Annotated in this window: 20 protein-coding genes; 12 read left to right on the plus strand and 8 right to left on the minus strand. The window is 68.3% G+C overall.

Going from position 1 to position 24,804, the window contains the following annotated elements:
• The first annotated feature begins 3 nt into the window (after positions 1-3).
• A complete protein-coding gene (locus FBQ73_RS05300; protein WP_210236670.1) occupies positions 4-951 on the plus strand; it encodes an LpxI family protein in 948 nt (315 codons plus the stop codon).
• Positions 948-2,138 (plus strand): lipid-A-disaccharide synthase, encoded by a 1,191-nt coding sequence (gene lpxB / locus FBQ73_RS05305; protein WP_138398458.1) that lies wholly within the window; start codon positions 948-950, stop codon positions 2,136-2,138. Before FBQ73_RS05300 ends, lpxB begins: the two co-directional genes overlap by 4 nt.
• A gap of 136 nt (positions 2,139-2,274) precedes the next feature.
• Here the strand turns inward: lpxB and gltA are convergent, their stop codons facing one another.
• The 4 genes from gltA to FBQ73_RS05325 all read right to left on the minus strand — a co-directional run bounded on the left by gltA (position 2,275) and on the right by FBQ73_RS05325 (position 7,981).
• The gene (gene gltA / locus FBQ73_RS05310) at positions 2,275-3,585 is read right to left on the minus strand and encodes a citrate synthase (RefSeq protein ID WP_138398459.1); all 1,311 of its coding nucleotides are present in this window, start codon (positions 3,583-3,585) and stop codon (positions 2,275-2,277) included.
• Positions 3,586-3,756: 171 nt separating this feature from the next.
• Positions 3,757-4,398, minus strand: a complete 642-nt coding sequence (gene mobA / locus FBQ73_RS05315) for a molybdenum cofactor guanylyltransferase MobA (RefSeq protein WP_138398460.1) — start codon at positions 4,396-4,398, stop codon at positions 3,757-3,759.
• A 150-nt stretch (positions 4,399-4,548) separates the two neighbouring features.
• A complete protein-coding gene (locus FBQ73_RS05320; protein ID WP_210236671.1) occupies positions 4,549-7,263 on the minus strand; it encodes a glycosyltransferase in 2,715 nt (904 codons plus the stop codon).
• Positions 7,264-7,498: 235 nt separating this feature from the next.
• Entirely contained in the window at positions 7,499-7,981 is a 483-nt protein-coding gene (locus FBQ73_RS05325; protein WP_138398461.1) for a hypothetical protein, read from the minus strand.
• Positions 7,982-8,174: 193 nt separating this feature from the next.
• On the opposite strand from FBQ73_RS05325, the gene FBQ73_RS05330 reads away from it, so the two are divergent.
• Entirely contained in the window at positions 8,175-9,800 is a 1,626-nt protein-coding gene (locus tag FBQ73_RS05330; protein ID WP_138398462.1) for a glycoside hydrolase family 17 protein, read from the plus strand.
• Here the strand turns inward: FBQ73_RS05330 and FBQ73_RS05335 are convergent.
• Positions 9,760-10,158, minus strand: a complete 399-nt coding sequence (locus FBQ73_RS05335; RefSeq protein ID WP_138398463.1) for a hypothetical protein — start codon at positions 10,156-10,158, stop codon at positions 9,760-9,762. The genes FBQ73_RS05330 and FBQ73_RS05335 overlap by 41 nt on opposite strands.
• Positions 10,159-10,318: 160 nt before the next feature.
• On the opposite strand from FBQ73_RS05335, the gene glmU reads away from it, so the two are divergent.
• The gene (gene glmU / locus FBQ73_RS05340) at positions 10,319-11,665 is read left to right on the plus strand and encodes a bifunctional UDP-N-acetylglucosamine diphosphorylase/glucosamine-1-phosphate N-acetyltransferase GlmU (protein ID WP_138398464.1); all 1,347 of its coding nucleotides are present in this window, start codon (positions 10,319-10,321) and stop codon (positions 11,663-11,665) included.
• Positions 11,666-11,824: 159 nt separating this feature from the next.
• A complete protein-coding gene (gene glmS / locus FBQ73_RS05345) occupies positions 11,825-13,648 on the plus strand; it encodes a glutamine--fructose-6-phosphate transaminase (isomerizing) (RefSeq protein WP_138398465.1) in 1,824 nt (607 codons plus the stop codon).
• A gap of 36 nt (positions 13,649-13,684) precedes the next feature.
• On the opposite strand, the gene FBQ73_RS05350 is transcribed toward glmS, so the two are convergent.
• The 3 genes from FBQ73_RS05350 to recG all read right to left on the minus strand — a co-directional run bounded on the left by FBQ73_RS05350 (position 13,685) and on the right by recG (position 17,278).
• On the minus strand, positions 13,685-14,599 hold the full coding sequence (locus FBQ73_RS05350) for an FkbM family methyltransferase (RefSeq protein ID WP_138398466.1): 915 nt from the start codon (positions 14,597-14,599) through the stop codon (positions 13,685-13,687).
• A 109-nt stretch (positions 14,600-14,708) separates the two neighbouring features.
• On the minus strand, positions 14,709-15,167 hold the full coding sequence (locus tag FBQ73_RS05355; protein WP_246089582.1) for a YbaN family protein: 459 nt from the start codon (positions 15,165-15,167) through the stop codon (positions 14,709-14,711).
• A gap of 17 nt (positions 15,168-15,184) precedes the next feature.
• Positions 15,185-17,278 (minus strand): ATP-dependent DNA helicase RecG, encoded by a 2,094-nt coding sequence (gene recG / locus FBQ73_RS05360; RefSeq protein ID WP_138398468.1) that lies wholly within the window; start codon positions 17,276-17,278, stop codon positions 15,185-15,187.
• Positions 17,279-17,399: 121 nt separating this feature from the next.
• Here recG and FBQ73_RS05365 point away from each other — a divergent pair, with 121 nt between their 5' ends.
• From FBQ73_RS05365 to FBQ73_RS05395, 7 genes are all read left to right on the plus strand, one after another.
• The gene (locus tag FBQ73_RS05365; protein ID WP_138398469.1) at positions 17,400-18,059 is read left to right on the plus strand and encodes a protein-L-isoaspartate(D-aspartate) O-methyltransferase; all 660 of its coding nucleotides are present in this window, start codon (positions 17,400-17,402) and stop codon (positions 18,057-18,059) included.
• A 103-nt stretch (positions 18,060-18,162) separates the two neighbouring features.
• Positions 18,163-19,443: an alpha/beta hydrolase gene (locus tag FBQ73_RS05370; RefSeq protein ID WP_246089583.1), complete on the plus strand. Its 1,281-nt coding sequence runs from the start codon at positions 18,163-18,165 to the stop codon at positions 19,441-19,443.
• A gap of 166 nt (positions 19,444-19,609) precedes the next feature.
• Positions 19,610-20,917: a M23 family metallopeptidase gene (locus FBQ73_RS05375; protein WP_138398471.1), complete on the plus strand. Its 1,308-nt coding sequence runs from the start codon at positions 19,610-19,612 to the stop codon at positions 20,915-20,917.
• A gap of 151 nt (positions 20,918-21,068) precedes the next feature.
• Positions 21,069-22,082: a beta-N-acetylhexosaminidase gene (gene nagZ / locus FBQ73_RS05380; RefSeq protein WP_138398472.1), complete on the plus strand. Its 1,014-nt coding sequence runs from the start codon at positions 21,069-21,071 to the stop codon at positions 22,080-22,082.
• Positions 22,083-22,084: 2 nt separating this feature from the next.
• Positions 22,085-22,933, plus strand: coding sequence for a segregation and condensation protein A (locus FBQ73_RS05385; protein WP_138398473.1), 849 nt, complete (start codon positions 22,085-22,087; stop codon positions 22,931-22,933).
• Positions 22,930-23,658 (plus strand): SMC-Scp complex subunit ScpB, encoded by a 729-nt coding sequence (gene scpB / locus FBQ73_RS05390; RefSeq protein WP_138398474.1) that lies wholly within the window; start codon positions 22,930-22,932, stop codon positions 23,656-23,658. The genes FBQ73_RS05385 and scpB overlap by 4 nt, the downstream gene beginning before the upstream one ends.
• A 20-nt stretch (positions 23,659-23,678) precedes the next feature.
• A complete protein-coding gene (locus FBQ73_RS05395; RefSeq protein ID WP_392567224.1) occupies positions 23,679-24,776 on the plus strand; it encodes an ABC transporter ATP-binding protein in 1,098 nt (365 codons plus the stop codon).
• Positions 24,777-24,804 lie beyond the last annotated feature (28 nt).

Consider the following 24,804-nt stretch of genomic DNA (forward strand, 5'->3'; position numbering starts at 1 on the left):
GGCGTGAGCCTTCCAGGGCAGAACGGGCGGGGTCCGGTGACCGGCCCGAGCGGCCTGAAGGCGGGCGCGGGGACGGCGGACCGTGGGCCTGTGTCCAGCGGACCCGTTGGCATCGTCGCCGGCGGCGGCGCCTTTCCGGCGGCTGTCGCCGAGGCGGTCATCGCACAGGGGCGCGATGTGCTGCTCCTCCTCATCCGCGGCTTCGCCGATCCGGCGCTGGAACGCTATCCCCACCAGTGGTTTCGCCTGGGTTCGCTGGGCTCCATCACTGCGATGGCCAAGGCGCGAGGCGTGCGCGACGTGGTAATGGTGGGTGCGCTTACCCGTCCGCGGGTGTCGGACCTCGGCTTCGACTGGACCATGCTGCGCCTGTTGCCGCGCATCGCCCGGCTGTTTCGCGGCGGCGACAATCATCTTTTGTCGGGTGTGCTCGAACTGGTGGCCGAACAGGGCTTCAACCTCGTCGGTGCGCACGAGGTTGCCCCCGGGCTGCTGCTGCCGCAGGGCGTGCTCGGCGCGCGGGCACCCTCGGCGCAGGACCGGCAGGATATGGCTCGCGGGCTCGATGTCATCCGCACCCTCGGGCCGTTTGATGTGGGGCAGGGGGTGATCGTGGTTGATGGCTTCGTCGCGGCCGTGGAAGCGGCTGAGGGCACCGACCAGATGCTCGCGCGCTATGGCGATATGCGCCGCACCGGCCGCCTGCGGTTTCACGCTGGGCGTGGGGTGCTGGTGAAGGCGCCGAAGCCGGGTCAGGATCGGCGGGTGGACCTGCCCTCCCTTGGGCCGGCCACCGTGGCGCGTGCCGCCGAAGTGGGGCTTGGCGGCATCGCCTTCGAGGCGGGCGGTGCCATCGTGCCCGATGTGCAGGCGCTGGTGGCGGGTGCTGATGCGGCCGGCCTGTTCATTTTCGGCATGGACCGGAGCGGCGCGGTGAGCGGCCAGTCATGAGGGAAGGCGCGAAGACGGCGCTCCGCGTCTTCATGGTCGCGGGCGAGGAATCGGGCGACCAACTGGGCGGTGCGCTCATGGAGAGCCTTCATGCCACGGCGCCGGGCATCGCCTTTCGTGGCGTCGGCGGCCGGCGCATGGCTGCAGCTGGCCTTGCGAGCCTTTTTCCCATGGAGGACATTACCGCCATCGGCATCACCGCCGTGGTTGGCAAGCTGCCCACCATCCTGCGGCGGCTCCGGGAAACCGTGGCGGCGGTGCTGGCCGATCCTCCCGACGTGCTGGTGCTGGTGGATGCGCCGGATTTCACCCATCGCGTGGCCGCGCGTGTGCGGGCGGCAAATCCCAACATCCCCATCGTGAAATATGTCTCGCCCACCGTGTGGGTCTGGCGGCCGGGCCGGGCGGCGGCCATGCGCCCGCACGTGGATGCGCTGCTCGCGCTGCTGCCGTTCGAACCGGAGGTGCATCGCCGCCTCGGCGGGCCGCCCACCTTCTATGTGGGCCACCCTTTGCTGGAGCGGCTCGACGAGTTGCGCCCCTCGGAGGAGGAGGCGGGGCGGCGCTCCGGCTTACCGCCTTTGGTGCTGGTCCTCCCGGGAAGCCGGCGGCGCGAGATCGTGCGGCTTGGGGCCGATTTCGGCGCCGCGCTTGCGCGGGTCGGCCAGAGCCGGCCCATGGATCTTGTGCTCCCCACCCTGCCGCGCCTGGAACCGTTGGTGCGCGAGACCATCTCCTCCTGGCCGCTCAAGCCGCGCATCGTCACCACAGAAGCGGAGAAATATGCCGCTTTCCGCAGCGCCCGTGCCGCGCTCGCGGCGTCCGGAACGGTCACGCTGGAACTGGCGCTGGCCGGCATTCCCCATGTGGCGGCCTACCGTGTGGGATGGCTCGAGGCCCAGATCGCCCGGCGCATCCTGCAGGGCACCACGGTCATCCTCGCCAATCTGGTGGCGGGGGAAAATGTGGTGCCGGAATATCTGCAGGAATACCTGACCGTGCCGGTGCTGGCGGATGCGCTCGACAAGGTCATCGGCGATACGCCCGAGCGGGCGCGGCAGGAGGCCACCTTCGCCCGGTTCGACGCTATTTTCAGCATTACTGGGCCGAGCCCCAGTGCGCGGGCGGCCGAGGTGGTGTTGCGCCTTGCCCGTGGCGGGCGTCCCGGCGCGCTGCCGCCGGCGTGAGACTGATGGCATCGGCTCGGGCTTCGCGCGGAGCCCGGCGGTCTTGAACAGCCCAATGTCATACGCTCAAACGAAAAGCGCGGCCCGGGGGCCGCGCTTTCCTTGTTTCAACCGGCCGTGATGAAGGGCCGTTGGATCACTTGCGCTTGGACATGGCGACATAGTCGCGCTGGGCGGCGCCGGTGTAGAGCTGACGGGGACGGCCGATGCGCTGGCCCGGATCCTCGATCATCTCCTTCCACTGGCCAATCCAGCCCACGGTGCGCGCCAGGGCGAACAGCACAGTGAACATGGTGGTTGGGAAGCCCATGGCCTTCAGGGTGATGCCCGAATAGAAGTCGATGTTCGGATAGAGCTTCTTCTCGATGAAGTAGTCGTCGGACAGCGCGATGCGCTCCAGTTCGACGGCGACGTCCAGAAGCGGATCGTCCTTGATGCCCAGCTCGCCGAGCACTTCGTGGCAGGTCTGCTGCATGATCTTGGCGCGCGGGTCGTAGTTCTTGTACACCCGGTGGCCGAAGCCCATGAGGCGGAAGGGGTCGTTCTTGTCCTTCGACCGCTTGATGTATTCCGGGATGCGGTCCACGTGGCCGATCTCGGTGAGCATCTTGAGGGCCGCCTCGTTGGCGCCGCCATGGGCGGGACCCCACAGGCAGGCGATGCCGGCGGCGATGCAGGCAAACGGATTGGCGCCGGAGGAGCCGGCGAGGCGCACCGTCGAGGTGGAGGCGTTCTGCTCGTGATCGGCGTGGAGGATAAAAATCTTATCCATCGCCTTCGCGAGAATCGGGTTCACCTTATAGTCTTCGCACGGAACGGCGAAGCACATGTTCAGGAAGTTGGCTGTATAGTCGAGTTCATTCTTGGGATAAACAAACGGCTGGCCAATAGAATACTTGTAGGCCATGGCCGCCAGCGTCGGCATCTTCGCGATCATGCGGATCGATGCGATCAGGCGCTGGGTGGGATCAGAAATATCGGTGGAGTCGTGATAGAAGGCGGACAGCGCGCCGACGGACGCGACCATGATCGCCATGGGGTGGGCGTCGCGGCGGAAGCCCTGGAAGAACCGCGTCATCTGCTCGTGAACCATCGTGTGACGGGTCACGGACATGTCGAACTCGGCCTTCTGGGCCGCGGTCGGCAGTTCGCCGTACAGTAGGAGATAGCAGGTCTCGAGAAAGTCGCCGTTCTCTGCGAGCTGCTCGATGGGGTAGCCGCGATAGAGCAGCACGCCCTCGTCACCGTCGATATAGGTGATCTTGCTTTCACACGATGCGGTGGAGGTAAAGCCGGGGTCATAGGTGAAAAGCCCGGTCTGGCCGTAGAGCTTCGAGATATCGACCACGTCGGGGCCAATGGTCCCTTCGTGGATGGGAAGGTCCCAGCTCTTCTCCCCCAAGCTTAGCTTGGCCGCTTTTGCCCCGGTATTGGTGGTGGCGTCCATGGATCCCTCATCCTTTGGGCGGACAAGAACCGGATCTCCGCGCGGGTCCGGAGGTGGCGATCCGGTTCCCCGAGTGGCAAGTCCGTCCCCGCTCTGGCGTCTTCGCGAATGCGAAGCTGCCGTGAAGCAGTCCTAAACCCTCCCCATTCCTGCCGCAAGCGTGACCATGCTTCATTGCCGGGCAGTCCGGCGAATCTCTGCAATGGCAAGGTCTTCCGGTGTGTTCACATTGAAGAAGGGGTCATCCGGCTCACTGTCCCACACCTCTGTTACGGCGTTCAGGGTGTCGAGGAAAAGCCCGACTTTCAGCCGGCCTGCCTCCAGGCTTTGCCGCAGCGCGGTGCGCGCCGAGGCCGGCCAGAGGGCAATCACCGGATGGCGCTGGCCCAGCGAACCGGCGCAGACCAGGCCCCCCGTTTCCGCCTGCCTCCGCCGAAGGCGCTCGGCGAGGTCGCCCGGCAGAAAAGGGATGTCGGCCGGAACGGTGAGGAGGCTGGCGCCCGCATCCTCGGCCGCGAGGCGCTCCAGCCCGGCCAGCACACCCGCCAGCGGGCCGGGATGGCCGGCGAGGGTGTCGGGGACCAGTTCGCAGCCAAGGCCGGCGTAGGCCTCCGCATCGCTGTTGGCGTTGATCCAGAGCTGATCCACCTGCGGTCGCAGCCGGTCGATCACATGGGCAATGAGCGGCGCGCCGCCGAGCCGCACCAGCGGTTTCTCCAGTGCGCCATGGGCTGGCGCGTTCATGCGTCGGCCGAGGCCGCCGGCGAGAATCATGGCGCGGGTCAGGGGGAAGGGCGGGGAAGAGGGGCTCATGCGCCTTCATAAGGCGTGAGCGGTCCGCACGGAACTCCGCCTTGCTTGGGACGCCATTTACCTCAGGCACCACTCAGGCAGGCCGTGAAACCGAAACGCCCGGCACGAGGCCGGGCGTTTGAAGCTTGATCGCGGCGGGGCGCGCCAGCCTCAGTCCGCGACGGCGGGCGGAGGCGTGAGGCCGAGGCGACGGGGCACCACGGCGAGCTTGGCGCCCACGGCCCGCCAGAAGGCGACCTGGTTGAAGCGCGAGGGCTCGAAGGCGCCGATGAGGGCGGCGGCAACGAACGGCAGGCTCTGCACCATCAGCGCGATGCCGTAGAGGTTGATCTCGCGGATGTGGCGCCAGTCGTTCTTGGTGAGCGCGACGCCCGGCCAGTTGTTCAGAACCAGCAGCGCGATGCCGGCAACCAGCAGCAGGCCACCCAGCGTCGCCTCCGGCAGGGCCGGGAAAGAGCGGGCCGCGCCGGCGAGCCAGTTGTTGCCCTTGGCGGTGCGGGCGAAGGCGAGATCCTTGTAGCGGAAGCCGTCCAGCACCGCCTTGGCTACCGTGAGCTGAACCGCGCTTGCCGCCACCGCAGCGCCCAGCATGCGCAGGGGAGTGGTCTCCACCCGAAGCCGGTAGAGGCTGACGAAGTGCATGAGGTAGACGAGGAAGGTGATCAGGATCGGCAGCGTCAGCACATGGGCGGGCACCGACACGCCGAACAGCAGCACGAAGGGCACGAAGGCCAGCGACGCGATGGCCATGACGGCGCCCACCGATTCCGAGCCGAGCCAGGAAATCCAGCCGAGGACGAAATGGCGCTTCTGGGCCGTGGTCAGGCGCGAGCGGTTGGGCAGGAACTTGCGCCAGTGCTTCTTGATGATCTGGAAGCCGCCGTAGGCCCACCGGTGACGCTGCTTCTTGAAGGCCTCGAACGAGTCGGGCAGCAGGCCATAGCCATAGCGCTTGCGGGTATAGTGGGTTTTCCAGCCGTTCTCGGCGATGGTCAGACCGAGGTCGGTGTCCTCGCAGATGGTATCGGAGGACCAGTTGCCGGCCTCCACCATGGCGGCGCGGCGGATGAGGCACATGGTGCCGTGCACCACGATGGCGTCATCCTCATTGCGCTGGACCATGCCGATATCGAAGAAGCCGGCATATTCCGCGTTCATGGCCTCATGCAGCAGGCTGCGGTCGGCGTCGCGATGGTCCTGCGGCGCCTGGACGAGACCCACGGTGGGATCGTCGAACACGGGGACCAGCTCCTTGAGCCAGTCGGGGGTCACCACGTAGTCCGCATCGATCACGCCGATGATCTCGGCGTCCGGCGCAGTGGCATCGAGCGCGATGCGCAGGGCGCCGGCCTTGAAGCCCGCCACCTTCTCTGCATTGATGAACTTGAAGCGCTCGCCCAGCGCCGCGCAATGCTCGCGCACCGGCTCCACCATCGCCGGGTCGGGCGTGTTGTTGACGATGATGATGGCCTCGAAATTGGGATATTCGAGCGCCGCCAGGGCATCGATGGTCTGCTTCAGCATCTCCGGCGGCTCGCGATAGGCGGGCACGTGGATGGAGACCTTGGGGAAACGCGCGGGCACCGCGGGTGCGGGCGCCTTCTTCGGGTCGATCAGGCGGCGGGGGCCGCTGCCGAAGGCGATCGCCGCCATCTCCTCGATGCGGTAGAGCAGCACGAAGACCAGGGGCACAAGCATCACCACGCTGAGGGCCAGGGTGACGAAGTCGCCGCCTGTGACGTAGTGATTGAGCCAATAGTCGACCACAAGGGCAAGCCATGCCGCGACGCCGTTGGCGGCACCGGCGAGCACGAGGCCCTGCGACATGGTGAGGTCGCGCATGCGCAGCAGCGGCAGGGTGAACAGCACGCCGAGCAGCAGCGCCAGGATGGTGGTCTGGTTGTAGGTGTGGTCGTAGATCGGGCCGCTGAGTGGGAATTTCAGGTCGCGGTCCGCGTCGAACACACCCCAGTATTGCCCGACCGAGCCTTCGTTCTGCTTCTTGGGCAGGTCGAACGCCTCGATGATGTTGTATTCGATGCCGAGCGCGTCGGCGCGGGCCACGAAATCGCGGATGATCATGGCCTGGGCCAGCGGATCGGGCACCGAGGCGCCGCGATTGTAGCCGTGGGAGGGCCACCCGAACTCGCCGATTACGATGCGCTTGCCGGGATAGGCCGCGCGCAGGCGGTTGTAGGCATTGATGGTGTAGTCGACCACCTTGTCCGCCGGCACGTCCTCCCAGTAGGGCAGGATGTGGGCGAGGATGAAGTCCACCGACGAAGCGACCTTCGGGTGGTCGAGCCAGGTGTTCCAGATTTCGCCGGACGTCACCGGCACGTTCACCTGCCGCTTCACGCTGCGGATCAGCTCGGCAAGCTCGTCGTCGTTCATGTCGCCGCGCAGCAGCGTCTCGTTGCCGACGACCACGGCCTGCACGTTGCGATTCTGGCGCGCCACCTCGATCACGCCCGCGATCTCGCGGTCGTTGCCGGCCTTGGCCTTGGGGATGATCTCCCCGGTGTCCTTGTCGCTCTGGCGGTTCAGCCACGCGCCGGCGGTCACCCGGATGCCCTGCTCGCCGGCGATGGGGGCGATCAGTTCCTTGCCGTTGGTGGAGGAATAGGTACGCACGCCCCGCGTGTAGGGCGCCACCACCTGCATGTCGGAGCGGATTTGCGCCGCATTGGTGGGGGCCTCGCCCTCCGGGCTCATGTCCCGGCTGAAGGGGGCGAAGGACAGGCTCTGGAAGCGGTCCGTGATATTCGGCGCGCTGACCTCGGGCCGCATGGAAAGCCACATCGCGGCGTGGATCGAGGTCACAACCGCAATGACTGCTGCCGCAGCAGCAAGACCGGGACGCATGGCGATGCCCACCCTAAAGGGGAAGAGGAACCGGGAACGCCGGCTGAAGGCGTAGGGTTCCGGGAAACGGCTTCGGGGCACCCTTTCGACCTGCCCCCGCGGTCGGCAATGCAGCATTAACGATGAAGTTACGCTGCATCGCGTCGAGACACTAACATGCTCACCGTTGGAGATAAATCCCGATCATGGCGCCGCTGGGACGCCGTTGCGTCGGCGCCATGATCGCCCGGTGGTCTTATTGTTGCGCCGGTGCAGGCGCCGGGGCGGCGGGCTGCGGGGCCGCAGCGATATAGTCCGGGTTGACCCAGCACTGGTGCACCCGGCCGCCGAGCCTCTCCTGTGCCTTCGGATCGATGTTGCCCTGCCGCACCAGGCAGCGGAAGGCGAGCTTGAGATGCTCGGTGGGGCAGCCGAACTGCTGGTACATTTCAAGATGTCGCCGCGCGGTATCAATATCGTCCCGCCACAGCAGTGCGGCGATCCGCCGCCCTGTCCAGACGCACTCCGGCAGGCCGGCGGTTCCCGGCAGCTTGGCGGCCTCTGTGAACTCCTCCACCGAGCGCCGCTGGGCTTCGGCGGCCGCCTTCTGCTCCGGGGTCAGCTGCTCTGCGGCGGGCTTCTGGTCGGCCGGCTGATTCTGGGCGGCGGCCGGCGAAAGGCAGGCGAAGACGATGGCGGCCGCGAGGAGCGGAAGTCGAAAGCGTTGCATGAGGGCCATTTTCTCAGAAGGAACGCGGAGAGAACCGCGGCGACACGTTAGGAGAAGGGCGTGAATTTGTCAGCATGACGGCGCTGCGGGAAGGCGTCATCCCACCGGTGCCGTTGCGGTGCCCGCCGCTGAGGGAAGGCTTCACACCGCCGGTGCAAGGCTCTATGTGGCGGCGGGGTCCCTCGTCTCGTCTGGAGTTTCGATGCCTTCCTCCGTGCGGCTGCCCTTGGTGCTCGCGCTCGTGGTGGCCGGCCTCATCGCCGGCCTCTGGACCGTGCTTGGACGGCCAGTGGCCATGCCGCCCTCGCCGCTGGCGCAGGGCGAGAAACTGCCGTGCGTGTCCTACGCCCCGTTCCGCGACGGCCAGTCGCCGTTCCAGAAGGGGCTGGTGATCCCGGAGGCCCAGATCGACGAGGACTTCGCCCGCCTCGCCAAGATCACCTCCTGCGTGCGCACTTATTCCATCGAGATGGGGCTCGACAAGGCGCCGGCCATCGCCCGCAAGCACGGCCTCACCATGCTGCTCGGCATCTGGCTGGGGCCGGACGTGGACCGCAACCGCGTGGAACTCGACACCGGCATCCGTCTTGCCCAGGAAAATCAGGACGTGGTTAAGGCCGTCGTAGTTGGCAACGAAGTGCTGCTGCGCGGCGAGATGTCCGCCACCGAGCTTGCCGGCGTGCTCGCCAGCGTGAAGCGCCAGGTGGCCCCGGTGCCGGTCACCTATGCCGACGTGTGGGAATTCTGGGAGCGTAACAAGGGCCTCACCGAGAATGTGGATTTCGTCACCATCCACATCCTGCCCTATTGGGAAGACCTGCCCGTCTCCGCATCGGAAGCCGGCCCCCATGTGGACGAGATCCGCCAGCGCATGGCCGAAGCCTTCCCGGGCAAGGAAATCCTGATCGGCGAGACCGGCTGGCCCAGCGCCGGCCGCATGCGCGAGGAGGCGTTGCCCTCGCCATCCAACCAGGCGCGGGTGATGCATGATGTGGTGGCGCTGGCCAAGCGCCAGGGCTATCGCGTCAACGTCATCGAGGCCTTCGACCAGCCGTGGAAACGCCGCAGCGAGGGCACCGTGGGGGGGCACTGGGGCATCATCGATGCCGATGCCCGCATGCCAAAATTCGCGTGGGGCCAACCGGTGGAGGATTATCCCGGCTGGCGCATGCACATTGGCGTGGGACTGGTGGTGGTGGCGGGTGTCTTCGCCAGCGCCTTTTCCGGCGGCCGCAAGCGCGAGGATGGCGTTCAGCCGCGGGACTGGCTGGCTGTGGCGGGCGTTGCCCTGTTCGGCGGCGCGACGCTTGGCGCCGCCATGTCGGCCATGCCGCTGGAAAGCCTCGGCTTTTTCGGATGGCTGCGAAACGGCCTGCTGTTGGCCGTGGCGGTGGCCTGCCTGATGGTGATGCCGGCGGTGATCGGCCGCGGGCAGGGGCTAGCGCCCTTCGCCGTGGCCCTCGATGCTCGTCGCTGGGCCGTCTCCTCAAGCGCCGCCATCGCCGCCGCGCTGATGCTGACCCTTGCCACAGTGGCGGTGGGCTCGGTGGCGCTGGAGCTGGTATTCGACCCGCGCTACAAGGATTTCCCCGTGTTTCCGCTGACCGCCATCGTGGCGGCGGTCGCCGCCCCCATGCTGGTGCGCCGCGCCGAGCGGGACGGGGCGGGCCTCGGCGAGGTCATCGCCACCTGGGGCCTGCTGGTGGCGGGCATCTATGTGCCGCTGAACGAGACGCTTTCCAACTGGCAGGCGGCCTGGTTCGGCGCGCTCTGCCTCATTCTTTCCTTCACGCTGTGGCGGGTCCAGGCCGTGCAAAGGAAAGGATGAGCATCATCGCCGCCAGCGCGCCGGCCACCTCGTTGTGGAACACCAGCGCGAAGGCGGAGAACACCATCCCCACCGAGAAGGTAGCGAGGCCCGGTGCGATCAGCTGGATCAGGGCCACCACCAGCGCCACCGCGCCGAACACGTTCCATAGCGACAGCGCCAGAACCGCCGCGCGGCCATAGCAGCCCGCGCTTTCCAGCCCCGCCTCGCAGGCGAGGGAGACGAGCGTCGGCTCCACCACCATGTAGCGCATGTAAAGCGCCCATCCCACGGCGCCCATGCCCAGCGGGATCATCCAGTTGAGCGTGTGCGGGCCGGGGCGGAAGAGCGGACGCTCGGAATAGGGGATGTTCGGCATTCAAGGTCTCTTCATCCGGCGGAACGGAGCATGCTCCTTATGAAATGGAGCCGGACGGGTCCAGTGGCAAGGCGGGCGGCGAAAGCGGGATAGGTCAGCCGGTATGGCGCATGGGGCGGCGGCAGGGTAAGGGACAGCGCTTCGCCGAGGAGGGGTGAGAATGAGTGACCGGAGCCTGCTCGTTGTGGTTCTCGCGGCCGGGGAGGGCACGCGGATGGCCTCGCGGCTGCCGAAGGTGCTGCACAAGGTCGCCGGCCGAACCATGCTGCACCACGTACTGGCCGCCACCCGCGCCGCCGGCGCCACCCGCACCGCGGTGGTGGTCGGTCCCGGCCGGGAAGATGTCGCCGCCGAGGTGCGCAAGATCGTGCCCGACGCGCAAGTGTTCGAGCAGACCGAGCGCTTGGGCACCGCCCATGCCGTCCTCGCCGCCCGCTCCGCTCTCGAGAAGGGCGCCGACGACGTGCTGGTGCTCTATGCCGACACGCCTCTGGTGCGGCCGGAAACCCTCGGCCTGCTGCGGGCGCCGCTTGCGGCCGGCGCGGCGGTGGCGGCCCTCGGCTTCGAGCCCGCCGACCCCACCGGCTATGGCCGCCTCGTGACACAGGCCGACGAACTCGTCGCCATCCGCGAAGAGAAGGACGCGAGCGCGGAGGAAAAGGCCATCGGCTTTTGCAATGCCGGCCTCATGGCGCTGGCCGGCACCCACGCCCTCTCCATCCTGGAGCGCATCGGCAACGCCAATGCCAAGGGCGAATATTACCTCACCGACGCGGTGGAGATCGCCCGCGCCGACGGGCTTTCCGCCGTGGCTGCCCGCGCCGAGGCCGACGAGGTGGCCGGCGTCAACAGCCGGGTGCAACTCGCCGAGGCGGAAGCGATCCTGCAGCGCCGCCTGCGCCTTGCCGCCATGGCCGGCGGCGCCACACTGGTGGCCCCGGAAACGGTGTTCCTGTGCGCCGACACGGTGCTGGGCCGGGATGTGATCGTGGAGCCCCACGTGGTGTTCGGCCCGGGGGTGAGCGTCGGCGACGACGTGGTCATCCATTCCTTCTGCCACCTGGAGGGCGCGCGGCTGGAATCGGGGGTCACCATCGGCCCCTATGCGCGGCTGCGGCCTGGCACCCGGCTCGATTCGGGGGTGCGCATCGGCAATTTCGTGGAGACCAAGGCCGCCCACATTGAAAGCGGGGCCAAGGTGAACCACCTGTCCTATGTGGGCGACGCCCATGTGGGGGCGAACGCCAATCTCGGTGCCGGCACTATCACCTGCAATTATGACGGCTTCGGCAAGTACCGCACCGAGATCGGGGCAGGGGCCTTCATCGGCGTGAATTCCGCGCTGGTGGCGCCCGTGACTATCGGGAAGGGTGCCTTCGTCGGCACCGGCGCCGTCATCACTTCGGACGTGCCGGACGATGCCCTCGCCATCGCCCGCAGCCGGCAGGTGGTGAAGGAGGGCTGGGCGCGGGAGTTCCGCGCCGCCCGCAGCAAGCCGACGGGCTGAGCCTGCTCTTCGGACCTGTCCTGACAGGAAGCGAAAGCGGAAGTGATGCCGCCCGGGCTTGAGCGAACGGGCGGGAACGGTCCATTCAGCTTTGGGGTGGACCTTGGGATTTAGTCGGGCGCCGACCTTCGGCGACCGGAACGAGCGGAGCTTTTGTGCATGTGCGGCATCGTCGGCATTCTCGGGAAGGGCGCTGTCGCGGACAAGGTGGTGGAGGCGCTCCGCCGTCTCGAATATCGCGGCTATGATTCCACCGGCATCGCGACCCTCGAGAACGGCCACCTGGAGGTGTGCCGGGCCGAAGGCAAGCTGAGGCACCTGGAAACCAAGCTCGACAAGCATCCGCTGAACGGCCATTCGGGCATCGGCCACACCCGCTGGGCCACCCACGGCAAGCCCTCCGAGCGCAATGCCCATCCCCACGGCACCAAGCGCGTGGCGGTGGTGCACAACGGCATCATCGAGAATTTCCGCGAGCTGAAGCAGGAGCTGGAAGCCCAGGGCGTCAGCTTCAAGAGCGACACCGACACCGAGATCGTCGCCCAGCTGGTGGACCGCGAACTGCTCGCCGGCCGCGAGCCGGTGGCGGCGGTGGCCGCCGTGCTGCCGCGCCTGAAGGGTGCGTTCGCCCTCGCCTTCCTGTTCGACGGCAAGACCGACCTTCTGATCGGCGCCCGCCGCGGCTCGCCGCTGGCCATCGGCTACGGCAAGGGGGAAATGTTCCTCGGCTCGGACGCCATCGCGCTCGGCCCGTTCACGGACACCATCGCCTATCTGGAGGAGGGCGACTGGGCCGTCCTCACCCGCGAGGGGGTGGAAATCCGCGACGAGACCGGGCGGCTGGTGGAGCGCACCATCCAGAAGGTGCCCGCCGGTGCCATGCTGGTGGACAAGGGCAACCACCGCCACTTCATGGCGAAGGAAATCTACGAGCAGCCGGAGGTCATCTCCCACACCTTCGGCCATTATCTCGACCTTGCCGCCGAGACCGTGAGCCTGCCCGAGCTGCCGTTTGATCCGAAGGCGGTGACCAACATCTCCATCACCGCCTGCGGCACGGCGCTCTATGCCGGTGCGGTGGCCGAATACTGGTTCGAGCGGTTCGGACGAGTGCCGGTCTCTACCGACATCGCCTCCGAATTCCGCTACCGCGAGACGCCGCTGACCCCGGACGGCATCACCATCGTCATCTCCCAGTCGGGCGAGACGGCGGATACCCTTGCCTCTCTGCGCTACGCCAAGGAGTGCGGGCAGAAGGTGGTGGCCGTGGTGAACGTGCCCACCTCCACCATCGCCCGCGAGGCGGATGTGGTGCTGCCCATCCTGGCCGGCCCGGAGATCGGGGTGGCCTCCACCAAGGCCTTCACCTGCCAACTGGCGACCCTCGCCTGCCTCGCGGTGGCGTTTGGCCGAGCCAAGGGTGTGCTGGAGGAGGCCGACGAGCACAAGCTGGTGCGCGCCTTCATGGAAGTGCCGCGCCTGATGACCGAGGCGTTGAAGCTCTCGCCCGAGATCGAGGTGCTCGCCCGCACCCTCGCCAAGGCCCGCGACGTGCTCTATCTCGGCCGCGGCACCAACTACCCGCTGGCCCTTGAGGGCGCGCTGAAGCTCAAGGAAATTTCCTACATCCACGCCGAGGGCTATGCCGGCGGCGAGTTGAAGCACGGCCCCATCGCCCTCATCGACGAGAAGATGCCGGTGGTGGTCATCGCCCCCCACGACCGCATCTTCGACAAGACCGTCTCCAACATGGAGGAGGTGGCGGCGCGCGGCGGCCGCATCATCCTCGTCACCGACCCCTTGGGCGCGGCGGCGGTGGACGTGGGCGCGGTGCAGAAGCTGATCCTGCCGGAAATGCCGTCCACCGTGTGCCCGATGGTCTATTCCATCCCGGTGCAGCTGATCGCTTACCACACGGCGGTCATCATGGGCACGGACGTGGACCAGCCACGCAACCTCGCCAAGTCGGTGACGGTGGAATAAGGCGCCCGCGTCGGCGGTTCGCGGCCGACGCCGACCTCAGCGGATGCCGAGGTGGTCGGGCAAGGCGATCACGCCGGGGTGGAAGCGTTTGTCGAAGTGGTCGGTGAGCACGATCGCGTATTGGATCTTCTCCCGCCAGCCACGCACCGTGTTGAAGTAGATGCGGTACAGGTTGCGGGCGAGACGTGTCTTGAAGCGGCGCCGGTCCGTCTCCCGCACCATCATCGCGAAGGTGCGGTAGCCAAGCGAGCGCAGCAGCTCGATGGTGGCCGAAGTGCCGTTCTCGATCTCGCTCTCCTGCTGCTCGAAGAAGATCACCGGCTGATTGCTGGCGATCACCTGCCGTGCGCCTGAGAGGGCCTCGAACTCGTGCCCCTCCACGTCCACCTTCATGAAGGTGATGTCCCGCCGCGCCGCGAACTCGGCGTCGAGCGGTCGCAGATGGATGGTCGTGGTCGCCTCGTCCGCATGAGACACGATGTGGGATGCGCCGATGTTCGAGGGATTGATGCGGAACCCCAATTGCTGCTCCTGGACCGAAAGTCCGTAGTCGCGGCAGGAGATGTTGGGCGCCAGTTCCGCATTGAGGCGCAGCAGGGCGAAGACGCGCGGGTTGGGCTCGAAGGCGATCACGTCGCGGAAGTGGTCGGCGAAGAACAGCGCATGATTGCCGATGTTCGCGCCGATATCGAGCGCAGTGCCCGTGAAGAGAGAGGGCGCGGCCTGATGGAGCCAGGCAAACAGGGTCTCCAGCTCGTCCTTCTCGTAGGTGCCGTGGACGTTGATGGCGTGGCCGATGTGATCAAAAGCGAAGATCGCCATGGGGCGGTGCTTGCCCGCAAGTTCCGTCGACGTGGCGTTGAGGTGGTCTTCCGCGTGGGTGTCCTTCCGGTGACGCCTGGGATCCTTCTGATCGAGCTGGCGACGGAACACTTCACGTGACGAAGACATAGGGTATCTCTCTTGGACTTCGTCGCGGCGATCCGGACTTCACCCCGCGATGCGGCCACCGTGGCGGCGTTGGGCCGTCTTGTCTCATCGGAACCCGAAGTACAAGGCCTCACCGGTTCGGCCGGCTCGCGATGAATACCGCAAGGGCGATGAATATCAGCCCCAGTACCACCAGCACCGGTGTGGGTGCACCGAAATACCACGAGCCGGTGAAGGTGCCGACGAAGCTCGACAAGGCGAACAGCTTCACTAGCGGCGGAATAGCGCCGGTATCGCGCCAGCGCACCACGCCGGGGCCGAGATAACGGTGGTTTAACAGCCACGCCTCGAAGCGCGGCGAGGAGCGCGTGAAGCACCAGGCGGCGAGGATCAGGAACACCGTTCCCGGCAGCATGGGCACCACCATGCCGATGGCGCCGATGACCAGAAAGACGAGGCCCGCCGCGAACAGCAGCTTCTGGTAAATGGCCGCGCGAGACCAACGGCGCGCCGCCAGTTGCTCGCTTTCCGAGCGATGCGGCAGGCCAGCGGGCGGCGGTCGGCCGGAGGTGTCTGGATCAGGCATCATGGCCGGACCATGGTCCCTCATCCCGCCGAGAGCAAGCGCATGGCCCCGTCGCGCTCAACCAGGTGCAGCAGGGTGTGGAGCGGACCGGCCTCCGGTGCCGCGAGGTCCGGATCGGCCTTGACGCGCTGGGCTGCGGCAGCGCGTGCCGCCTCCACCTCGCCGGAATGGAATTCGAGCCGCGCGGTACGGAAGCCGGGCATGCCGCTTTGCCTTGTGCCCAGCACATCGCCTTCCCCGCGCAGGCGCAGGTCCTCCTCGGCGAGGCGGAAGCCGTCCTGGCTCTCGCGCAGGATGGCGAGGCGCGCCTTTGCCGTCTCGCCCAGCGGCGCGCGATAGAGCAGAAGGCAGACGGAGGGCTTGTCGCCGCGCCCCACCCGCCCGCGCAACTGGTGGAGCTGGGCGAGGCCGAAGCGTTCCGCGTGCTCGATCACCATGACGGTGGCCTCGGGCACGTTCACCCCCACCTCGATGACGGTGGTGGCCACCAGCAGCCGGGTCTCGCCCGAAGCGAAGCGGGCCATGGCCTCGTCCTTAGCGGCCCCGGACATGCGGCCATGCACCAGCCCCACCTTGTCGCCAAAGATGGATTTCAGCACCTCGAACCGCTCGGTGGCGGCGGCGAGGTCCGAGGTGTCGGTCTCTTCCACCAAAGGGCAGATCCAATAGGCTCGCGCGCCGGAAGACAGGGCGCGGCCGGCGGCCGCCACCACCTCGTCCAGCCGGTCGAGGGGGATGGCGCGGGTGTCGATGGCTTGCCGGCCCGGCGGCTTCTCGCGCAGCTCGCTCGAATCCATGTCGCCGAACAGGGTGAGCACCAGGGTGCGCGGGATGGGGGTGGCGGTCATCACCAGCATGTCCACCGCCTCCCCCTTGCGGGCCAGCGTCAGGCGCTGCTCCACGCCGAAGCGGTGCTGCTCGTCCACCACCACCAACGCGAGGTCGCGGAAGATCACGTCGTCCTGGATCAGGGCATGGGTGCCGATGACCATGTCGGTGCGGCCGTGCTGCAACTCGGTGAGCACGGCGGTGCGGGCGCGTCCCTTCTCCCGCCCGGTCAGCACGCTGACCGACAGGCCCGCCGCCTCGGCCAAAGGCGCGATGGTCTCGTGATGCTGGCGGGCGAGGATTTCCGTGGGTGCCATGAGGGCGGTCTGGCGGCCGGCCTCGGCCACGGTGGCGGCGGCCATCAGCGCCACCACGGTCTTGCCGGAGCCCACGTCGCCCTGCAGCAGGCGCAGCATGCGCGTATCGGCGGCAAGATCCGCGCGGATGGCCGCCACCGCCTGCTCCTGTCCACCGGTCAGGCGGAAGGGCAGGGCGGCGAGGAGCTGTGCGGAGATGTGCCCGTCGCCCACGGTCGAGCGGCCGCCGGCCTTCTCCTCCTGCGCCCGCAGCAGGGCGAGGGTGATCTGGTGGGCGAACAACTCGTCGAAGGCGAGCCGCCGCCACGGCCCGCCGGCCGGGGTCGCCTCATGGGGATTGGCCGGGCGGTGGACCCGTGCCAGCGCTTCCCGGAAGCCGGGCCAACCGCGCTCGGCAAGGAGGTCCGCCGGGATCCATTCGGGAAGCTCGGGCACGCGCTGGAGCGCGGCCTCGATGGCGCGGCGCACATGGCCGGCGGCCAGCCCCTCCACCAGCGGGTAGACCTGCTCCACCGCCGGCAGCTTGGCGAGGCCGGCGGCATCGAGCACCCGGTCGGGATGGGTCATCTGCCGCATGCCGTCGTAGAGCGAGATGCGGCCGCACAGCCAGCGGGTTTGCCCCACGGGCAGCATGTGTTCGAGCCGCGTCGGATCCATCTTGAAATGCACCACCACCATGTCGCCGGAGGCGTCGGACACATAGGTGCGGTGGGGCGCGCGGCTGCCGGGGGGCGGGGACTGGTGGGCGTCCACCCGGACCTCCAGCGTCACGTCGGTCTCGGGAAGGGCCTCGGCGATGGTGGGGCGGGCGCGCCGGTCCACGAAGCCGGACGGCATGTGGAACAGAAGGTCGAGGACGCGCGGCATCTCCCGCCCGAGCAGCCGGCCATAGGGCCGCACCAGCTTGGGCCCGATGCCGGGCAGGCTGGTGAGCGGCGCGAACAGGGGGAGGAGGGCATCCGGGCGCATGGCGGCGGAAGGTGTCCTGTTCGCCTGCGCCGTGCAAGCCGCTCCTGCTCCGCTTCAACTGGAGGTCACAAGCGATCTCCTATATCTATCAACATTCAACCCTCAGCGATGAGTGTCCCGCATGAGCACCGGCGAGAGCGAAGGCGAACAGGCGGAACGCATGGCCTTCATCCTCGGCCTGCGGCAGCGGGGGATTCGGGACGTGGGTGTGCTGCGCGCCATGGAGCTGGTGCCGCGCCCCCTGTTCGTGGACCCTGCCTTGCGCCGGCATGCCTATGACGACGTGGCCCTGCCCATCGCCTGCGGTCAGACCATGTCCCAGCCCAGCCTCGTTGCCGCCATGACGGAGGCCCTGTCGCTCACCGCCGATCATACGGTGTTGGAAGTAGGGACGGGATCAGGCTACCACGCGGCCGTACTCTCCCACCTCGCTGCGCGGGTAGTCACGGTGGATCGCTACCGGTCGCTGGTGGCGGAGGCGCAGGCGCGGTTCGAGGTGCTGGGCCTGCGCAATGTCACCGCCTATGTGGGCGACGGCACCCAAGGCATGCCCGCCCGCGCCCCCTTCGACCGCATACTTGTCACTGCGGCCGCGCCCGACATTCCCTTCGCCCTGATCGACCAGCTCAAGTTCGGCGGCGTCATCGTGATGCCGCTCGGGGCGCCGGAAGAGATCCAGACCCTCGTGCGCTACGTGAAGGAGCAATCCGGGCGGACCCGCACCGAACTCATGAAGGTGCGGTTCGTACCGCTCATTCCGGGCGCTGCGGCCACACTTTGATGGAAAGCGCCATGCCGGCGCCCCATTGGTCCCGTCTACGCTGCGCTGCGGTTGCCGCCCGGGGTCCGGTCAGCTATCGAACCTTAACGTTTCGTTTCGGGGGATGAACACCGTGGCGGTTGTCGTGTCGCGCCGAGTGTGGCGGGTTCTGGCGTGCGCAATGCTGCTCGGCGCCCTTTCGGGCTGCGGTGGCCGGCCGTCGGGCGTGCTCATCCCGGTGCCGGACGACGTGCCGGGCACCTCCCGCGTGAACATGGTGGTCGCCACCGTCCGCGAGCGCGACAACGGGCCGGACATCTTCAGCGGCGAGCGCTCGCGCAAGTCGAGCTTCGCGGAGGTCACCGTCTCGATTCCGCCGACCGCCGCGCGCAAGCCCGGCGATGTCCAGTGGCCGAAGTCCGTCCCCGGCAATCCGGCCACCGACTTCGTCACCACCCAACTCGATGAACTGACCCAGGAACAGGCCATCAAGTGGTTCCACGAGCGCATCCGCCGCACGCCCAACCGGCAGGCGCTGGTGTTCGTCCACGGCTTCAACCAGCGCTTCGACGATGCGGTGTTCCGCTTCGCCCAGATCGTCCACGATTCCAACGCCCCGGTGACGCCGGTGCTGTTCACCTGGCCGTCGCGCGGCAGCCTGCTCGCCTATGGCTATGACCGGGAGAGCACCTCGGTTTCGCGCGATGCTCTGGAGCGGCTCCTCACCTTCATGGCGAAGGACCCGAACGTGGGGGAGATTTCCATCCTCGCCCACTCCATGGGCAATGTCGTGACGCTGGAGGCGCTGCGGCAGATGGCCATCCGCAACGGCCGCATCCTGCCCAAGATCAAATATGTGATGCTCGCCGCGCCCGACGTGGACGTGGACGTGTTCGCCTCCTTCTTCAACGAGATCGGCCCGGACCGGCCGGCCTTCACCCTGTTCGTCTCGCAGGACGACAAGGCGCTGGCGCTCTCCAAGCAGGTGTGGGGCGATGTGCCGCGTGTGGGCGCGGTCAATCCGGAGCTGGAGCCCTATCGCTCCGAGTTCGAGCGCAACAACATCAACGTTATCGACCTCACCAAGCTGAAGACCGACGACGCGTTGGCCCACGGCAAGTTTGCCGCCAGTCCACAGGTGGTGCAGGCCATCGGCGCCCGCCTTGCCGAGGGCCAGACCATGACGGATTCCCGCGTCGGCGTGGGTGAGCACATCATCCAGATGACCTCGGGCGCCGCCTCCACGGTGGGCACGGCCGCCGGCCTCGTCATCGCCGCGCCGGTGGCGGTGCTGGACGAGAATACCCGTGCCCATTACGGCCAGCACGTGAACAAGCTGGGTAATTCGGTGACCGAAACCGCCACGAGCGGCGCCAACGTGGTAACGGCCCCGGCCGCCCACTGATCCTGTCCTGATCCGGCGGTGCGCGCCCGCCCGCCGGTGTTGCTTCCGGGCAACGGGCCAGGTGAAACGTGGATGGCCGTGCGCCGGCTGGGGCTCACTTAAGCCGCCGTTTACGCATGGGACCCTTAATTGGCGCATGTATTTCGTTGCGTGCGAGTTCGATCACATGCGTATTTCCAGCGAGACTCACGGGCGTAATGTCTTCGCGCGACTGGCGTTGATCGGGCTTGTGTCCGGTACGGTCGCCGGGTGCAGTTCGGACTCGACCCGGTTCCTGACGGATGGCTTCACAGCTCCGCCCCAGCAGCAGGCGAACGCCGGCTATGGGGGTGGCTACCAGGGCCAGGCCGGCGGCGGAGATGTCACCGGCTCCCTCGGCGCGGCGCCGTCGGGTCGAGTGGATTCGGTTCCGCTGCCGCCCCCCGGCCAGGCCGGCCCGGGCATTCAGCCCTCATCTTATGCTTCATCCGGCGCGGCCCAGCCGCTTTATGGCGCGTCGGGTTATGGTGCTGCTGGCTACGGCGCAACGGCTCCGGTGACCGCCTCGGCGCGCCCGGCGGTGCCGGGAACCCACGTGGTGGTGGGGGGCGAGACGCTGGCCTCCGTCGCCCGCATGTATGGCGTGTCGTCGGCGGCGCTCGGCGCGGCCAACAACATCGCGCCGGGCAATACCGTGCGCACCGGCCAGACCCTCGTCATTCCCCCGGGCGGCAACGGCGCCTCCCAGACCCATGCCGCCCAGGCAGTGGCCCAGCCGGCGCTGGCCGCAAAGCCGCTTCAGGTGGCTACCGCGCCCAACACGCTGAGCGTGCCGGGCAAGCCCGCCAGCCAGCCGGCGACAGTGGCAGCCAAGCCGCTGACCACCGCTCCGGTGCTGTCGCAGAACCTGACGCCGCCCGCGGCGGCGCCGACGCCGACGCCGACGCCGACGCCGACGGCGACCGCTGCCGCCAAGCCTGCGTCTGCCCCCAAGCTCGCGGCGGCACCGACGCAGCCGGTGGCCAAGTCCTCCGCGCCCGAGCCCAAGGTGGAAACCGCTGCCAAGGTGACTCCCGCCGACGACGCGGACGACGGCCCCCGCGCTTCCGGCTCCGGTCCCCAGTTCCGCGCCCCGGTGCGCGGCCGCGTCATCGCCTCCTTTGGTCCCAAGCCGGGCGGCGCCCATAACGACGGCGTGAACTTCGCCGTGCCGGAAGGCACCGGCGTGCGCGCGGCGGAAGACGGTACGGTGGCCTATGCCGGCAACGAGCTGAAGGGCTACGGCAACCTGGTGCTGGTTAAGCATGCGGACGGCTACGTCACCGCCTATGCCCACAACAGCGAGCTGAGCGTGAAGCGCGGCGACACCGTGCGGCGCGGCCAGATCATCGCCAAGGCCGGCCAGAGCGGCAACGTCAACTCGCCGCAGCTGCACTTCGAGATCCGCAAGGGCTCCACCGCCGTGGACCCGAGCCGCTACGTGGCCGGCCTCTGAGCCGACCCGAAATTCTCCTGATGACGGCCGGGCTTGCCCGGCCGTTTTCATGTCCGGTGCCCGGTTTCGGGCATGGCGGACGGGGAGGGGCGTGGTGCCGGCGCGCCTTCCCGAACTTGACGGCGCTTCCCCCCGCTTATAGGCCCAGCATATGACCTCCCGCGCCTTCATCGCCGGCTGCGCCGGTCCGCACCTGACCCAAGACGAGCGCGCCTTCTTCGCGGATGCCGCGCCTTGGGGCTTCATCCTGTTCGCGCGCAACGTGGAGACGCCGGACCAGGTCCGCGCCCTCGTTGCGGATTTGCGCGCGGCGGTGGGCTGGCAGGCGCCGGTGCTGATCGACCAGGAAGGCGGGCGCGTACAGCGCCTGCGTCCGCCCCACTGGCCGGAATACCCGCCGGCCGAGCCGTTCGGCGCGCTCTACCTGAGCGACCCCGTGGCGGCGCTGGAGGCGGTGCGGCTCAATTCCCGCGCCATCGCCGCCGACCTTTATGCCCTCGGCATCGATGTGGACTGTCTGCCCTGCGCCGACCTGCGCCACCCGGATGGCCACGGCATCATCGGCAATCGTGCCTATGGCACCGAACCCGAGCCGGTGGCGGCGCTCGCCCGCGCGGCGGCGATGGGGCTGCTGGAAGGCGGCGTGTTGCCGGTGCTCAAGCACATTCCCGGCCATGGCCGCGCCCCGGCCGACAGCCATGAACGGTTGCCCGTGGTCATCGCCCCCCGCGCCGAGCTGGAAGCGGCTGACTTCGCCGCCTTCCGCCTGCTCGCCGACCTGCCCTTGGGCATGACTGCCCACGTGGTCTACGCCGACATCGACCCGGAGCGCCCCGCCACCACCTCGCCGAAGGTGATGGACGAGGTGATCCGTGGCAGCATCGGATTTACCGGCCTGCTCATGAGCGACGACCTCTCCATGGGCGCGCTGGCCGGCGACATGGCGACCCGTGGCCGCGACGCGCTTTCCGCCGGCTGCGACCTGCTGCTCCACTGCAACGGCCGCCTGGACGAGATGGCCATCGTGGCCGGCGTGTCGCCGCAGCTCTCCGGGGTGGCGCTGGAACGGGCGGAACGCGCCCTCGCCCTGCGCCAGACCCCGGCGGAGGTGGACGCGGCGGCGCTGCGCGAGGCCGTGGCAGCGCACATCCGGCAGGTCGCCTGACTATGGCGGGCGAGGCCGCACCGGACCCCTTCGAGGCAGGCGCCGACCGCGTCGAGCCGGGGTCCGGCGAGGCCTTCATGGTGGATGTGGACGGCTTCGAGGGTCCCCTCGACCTGCTGCTCGCCCTCGCCCGCACCCAGAAGGTGGACCTCACCCGCATCTCCATCCTGGCGTTGGCGGACCAGTATCTCACCTTCATCGAGGAAGCCCGGCGCGGCCGGCTGGAGCTGGCCGCCGACTATCTGGTGATGGCGGCCTGGCTCGCCTACCTGAAATCCCGCCTGCTGCTGCCGGCCCCGCCGCAGGAGGACGGGCCAAGCGCCGAGGAGTTGGCCGCAGCCTTCACCCGGCGCCTGCGGCACCTGGAGCGCATCCGCAAAGCGGCGCACGAGCTGATGGCGCGTCCCCAGATGGGCCGGGACATGTTCGCCCGCGCGGTGCCGCCCGCCTCGGAAGAGCCGCTTTATACCGTGTGGACCGCCACGCTCTATGATCTGCTGTCGGCCTACGCCCGCCAGCGGCAGACCCACGTGCTGTCCCATGTCACCCTCAAGACGCGGGCGGTCTGGTCTCTGGCAGAGGCACGCTCCCGCCTCGAACGGTTGCTGGGGGCTGACGCCGTCGGCGAATGGATGCGGCTCGACCAATTCCTGCTAGATTATATGGCTGAGCCCGAGCAGCGGGCGACCGCGCTCGCGTCGAGCTTTTCCGCCAGCCTGGAAATGGTGCGCGAAGGCATGCTGGACATCCGGCAGGATGCCCCCTTCGCCCCACTGTGGCTGCGGTCGCGCCCGGCGGAGCCTGTATTGCCGCTTGAGGCGCCGCATCCGGCGCCCGGAGAGGAGATATGAACCGGCCCGCACCGCGCATCGACCTGTTCGACGTGCGTCCGGAGGATGAGCGCGCCTTTGCGTTTGCGCGCGACCTGCGTGTGATCGAGGCGCTGCTCTTCACCTCTTCAGGGCCGGTGGAGGCGCGCGCGCTGAAGCCCCATCTGTCCAAGGAGGCCGACCTCGGCGCGCTGATGGAGGCGTTGACGGCCGATTATGCACGACGCGGCGTCAACGTCATGAAAGCCGCCGGCGGTTGGATGCTGGGCACCGCGCCGGATCTCGCCCGCGTGGTCGCGGGTCCTTTGCCGGAGGCGCGCAAGCTGTCGCGCGCCGCCATCGAGGTGCTGGCCATCGTCGCCTATCACCAGCCGGTGACCCGGGCGGAAATCGAGGAAATCCGGGGCGTCTCTACCTCAAAGGGCACGCTGGACGTGCTGTTGGAGACGGGATGGGTGCGCCTGCGCGGCCGCCGCAAGGCCCCCGGCCGCCCTGTGACCTACGGCACCACGCCGGCTTTCCTGGTCCAGTTCGGCCTCGACGCCGTGCAGGACCTGCCAGGCATCGACGAGATGAAGGGCGCCGGCCTCATAGACGGGCGTTTGGCGGCGGGCTTCGCCATGCCGCTGCCTTCCGATGATCCTTCTCTCAGGGAGGACGAGGAGGCGCTGGAGCCCGAGGCCCTCGACTTTGCCCTTTCCCCACCCCCAGACGAGGACGACTCGGACACGCCCGACGAGGCCTGAGAGGAACAGTTTCGGTGCTGATCGACGACATCGTGGAGACCAACCCTGTGCGTAGCCGCACGCCTGCCGCCATCGCCAAGGGCCTTGCCTTCGATGCCGTAGAACTCTCCTACGGCGGTGTGCCCGCCGTGAAGGGCGTGAGCCTTGCCGTGAAGCCGGGGGAGGTGTTGTGCCTGCTCGGCCAGTCGGGCTGCGGCAAGACCTCGCTGCTGCGCCTTGCCGCTGGCATCGAGCGGCCGGACCGGGGCCGCATCCTCATCGACGGCGAGCCGGTGGCCGGGCAGGGCGCCTTCGTGCCGCCGGAGCGGCGGGGCGTGGGGCTGGTGTTCCAGGACTATGCGCTGTTTCCCCACCTCACCAATCTGGAGAACGTGCTGTTCGGCCTCGGCGGCCTGAAGCGGGCCGAGGCCGAGCGGGAAGCCCGCCTCGCGCTGGCCCGCGTGGACCTCGCCGACCTTGCCGACGCTTATCCCCACGAACTCTCCGGTGGCCAGCAGCAGCGCATCGCGCTGGCCCGCGCCATGGCGCCGCGCCCCGGCATCCTGTTGCTCGACGAGCCCTTCTCCGGCCTCGACAAGCGGCTGCGCGACCAGGTCCGCGCCGATACGCTGGCGGTGCTGCGCGATGCGAAGGCCACAGCCATCATCGTCACCCACGATCCGGAAGAGGCCATGCGGCTCGCTGACCGCATCGCGCTGTTGCGCAAGGGCGAGCTGGTGCAGCTTGGCCCGCCGGCGGAGCTGTATCGCCGCCCTGCGGACCTCGGCGTCGCCCGCTTCTTCTGCGAGCTCAATGAGATGGAGGCGGTGGCGCTGGATGGGCAGGTCGACACCCCGCTTGGCCGCTTTCCCGCCTCGGCCGGGCAGCGGGAGGGCGAGGTGGTGGTGGCGGTGCGCCCGCAGGGCATCGCGCTCGCCCCCCCCGGCCTCGGCATCGCCGGCCGGGTGGTGGAGCGGCGCTTCCTGGGCGAGCTTGATCTCGTGGAAGTGATCGTGGACGGTCTGGATCGCCCGCTTCTGATCCGCCTTCGGGATGCAGGCGCCGCGCGCAAGGGCGACGAGGTGGGGCTTGTGGTTGACCCCGCCGATGTCCTTGTTTTCGCCGCGGGCGGGGCCTAGTGTCCCCCTCCGAGAAAATCCGTGCGCG

The sequence above is a fragment of the Xanthobacter autotrophicus genome, assembly GCF_005871085.1.
GTDB classification, from domain to species: domain Bacteria; phylum Pseudomonadota; class Alphaproteobacteria; order Rhizobiales; family Xanthobacteraceae; genus Xanthobacter; species Xanthobacter autotrophicus.

Coding starts and splice junctions, on each gene's coding strand:
- lpxB (WP_138398458.1), top strand. CDS start 948: ATGAGGGAAGGCGCGAAGACGGCGCTCCGCGTCTTCATGGTCGCGGGC.
- gltA (WP_138398459.1), bottom strand. CDS start 3,585: ATGGACGCCACCACCAATACCGGGGCAAAAGCGGCCAAGCTAAGCTTG.
- mobA (WP_138398460.1), bottom strand. CDS start 4,398: ATGAGCCCCTCTTCCCCGCCCTTCCCCCTGACCCGCGCCATGATTCTC.
- FBQ73_RS05320 (WP_210236671.1), bottom strand. CDS start 7,263: ATGCGTCCCGGTCTTGCTGCTGCGGCAGCAGTCATTGCGGTTGTGACC.
- FBQ73_RS05325 (WP_138398461.1), bottom strand. CDS start 7,981: ATGGCCCTCATGCAACGCTTTCGACTTCCGCTCCTCGCGGCCGCCATC.
- FBQ73_RS05330 (WP_138398462.1), top strand. CDS start 8,175: ATGCCTTCCTCCGTGCGGCTGCCCTTGGTGCTCGCGCTCGTGGTGGCC.
- FBQ73_RS05335 (WP_138398463.1), bottom strand. CDS start 10,158: ATGCCGAACATCCCCTATTCCGAGCGTCCGCTCTTCCGCCCCGGCCCG.
- glmU (WP_138398464.1), top strand. CDS start 10,319: ATGAGTGACCGGAGCCTGCTCGTTGTGGTTCTCGCGGCCGGGGAGGGC.
- glmS (WP_138398465.1), top strand. CDS start 11,825: ATGTGCGGCATCGTCGGCATTCTCGGGAAGGGCGCTGTCGCGGACAAG.
- FBQ73_RS05350 (WP_138398466.1), bottom strand. CDS start 14,599: ATGTCTTCGTCACGTGAAGTGTTCCGTCGCCAGCTCGATCAGAAGGAT.
- FBQ73_RS05355 (WP_246089582.1), bottom strand. CDS start 15,167: ATGATGCCTGATCCAGACACCTCCGGCCGACCGCCGCCCGCTGGCCTG.
- recG (WP_138398468.1), bottom strand. CDS start 17,278: ATGCGCCCGGATGCCCTCCTCCCCCTGTTCGCGCCGCTCACCAGCCTG.
- FBQ73_RS05365 (WP_138398469.1), top strand. CDS start 17,400: ATGAGCACCGGCGAGAGCGAAGGCGAACAGGCGGAACGCATGGCCTTC.
- FBQ73_RS05370 (WP_246089583.1), top strand. CDS start 18,163: ATGAACACCGTGGCGGTTGTCGTGTCGCGCCGAGTGTGGCGGGTTCTG.
- FBQ73_RS05375 (WP_138398471.1), top strand. CDS start 19,610: ATGCGTATTTCCAGCGAGACTCACGGGCGTAATGTCTTCGCGCGACTG.
- nagZ (WP_138398472.1), top strand. CDS start 21,069: ATGACCTCCCGCGCCTTCATCGCCGGCTGCGCCGGTCCGCACCTGACC.
- FBQ73_RS05385 (WP_138398473.1), top strand. CDS start 22,085: ATGGCGGGCGAGGCCGCACCGGACCCCTTCGAGGCAGGCGCCGACCGC.
- scpB (WP_138398474.1), top strand. CDS start 22,930: ATGAACCGGCCCGCACCGCGCATCGACCTGTTCGACGTGCGTCCGGAG.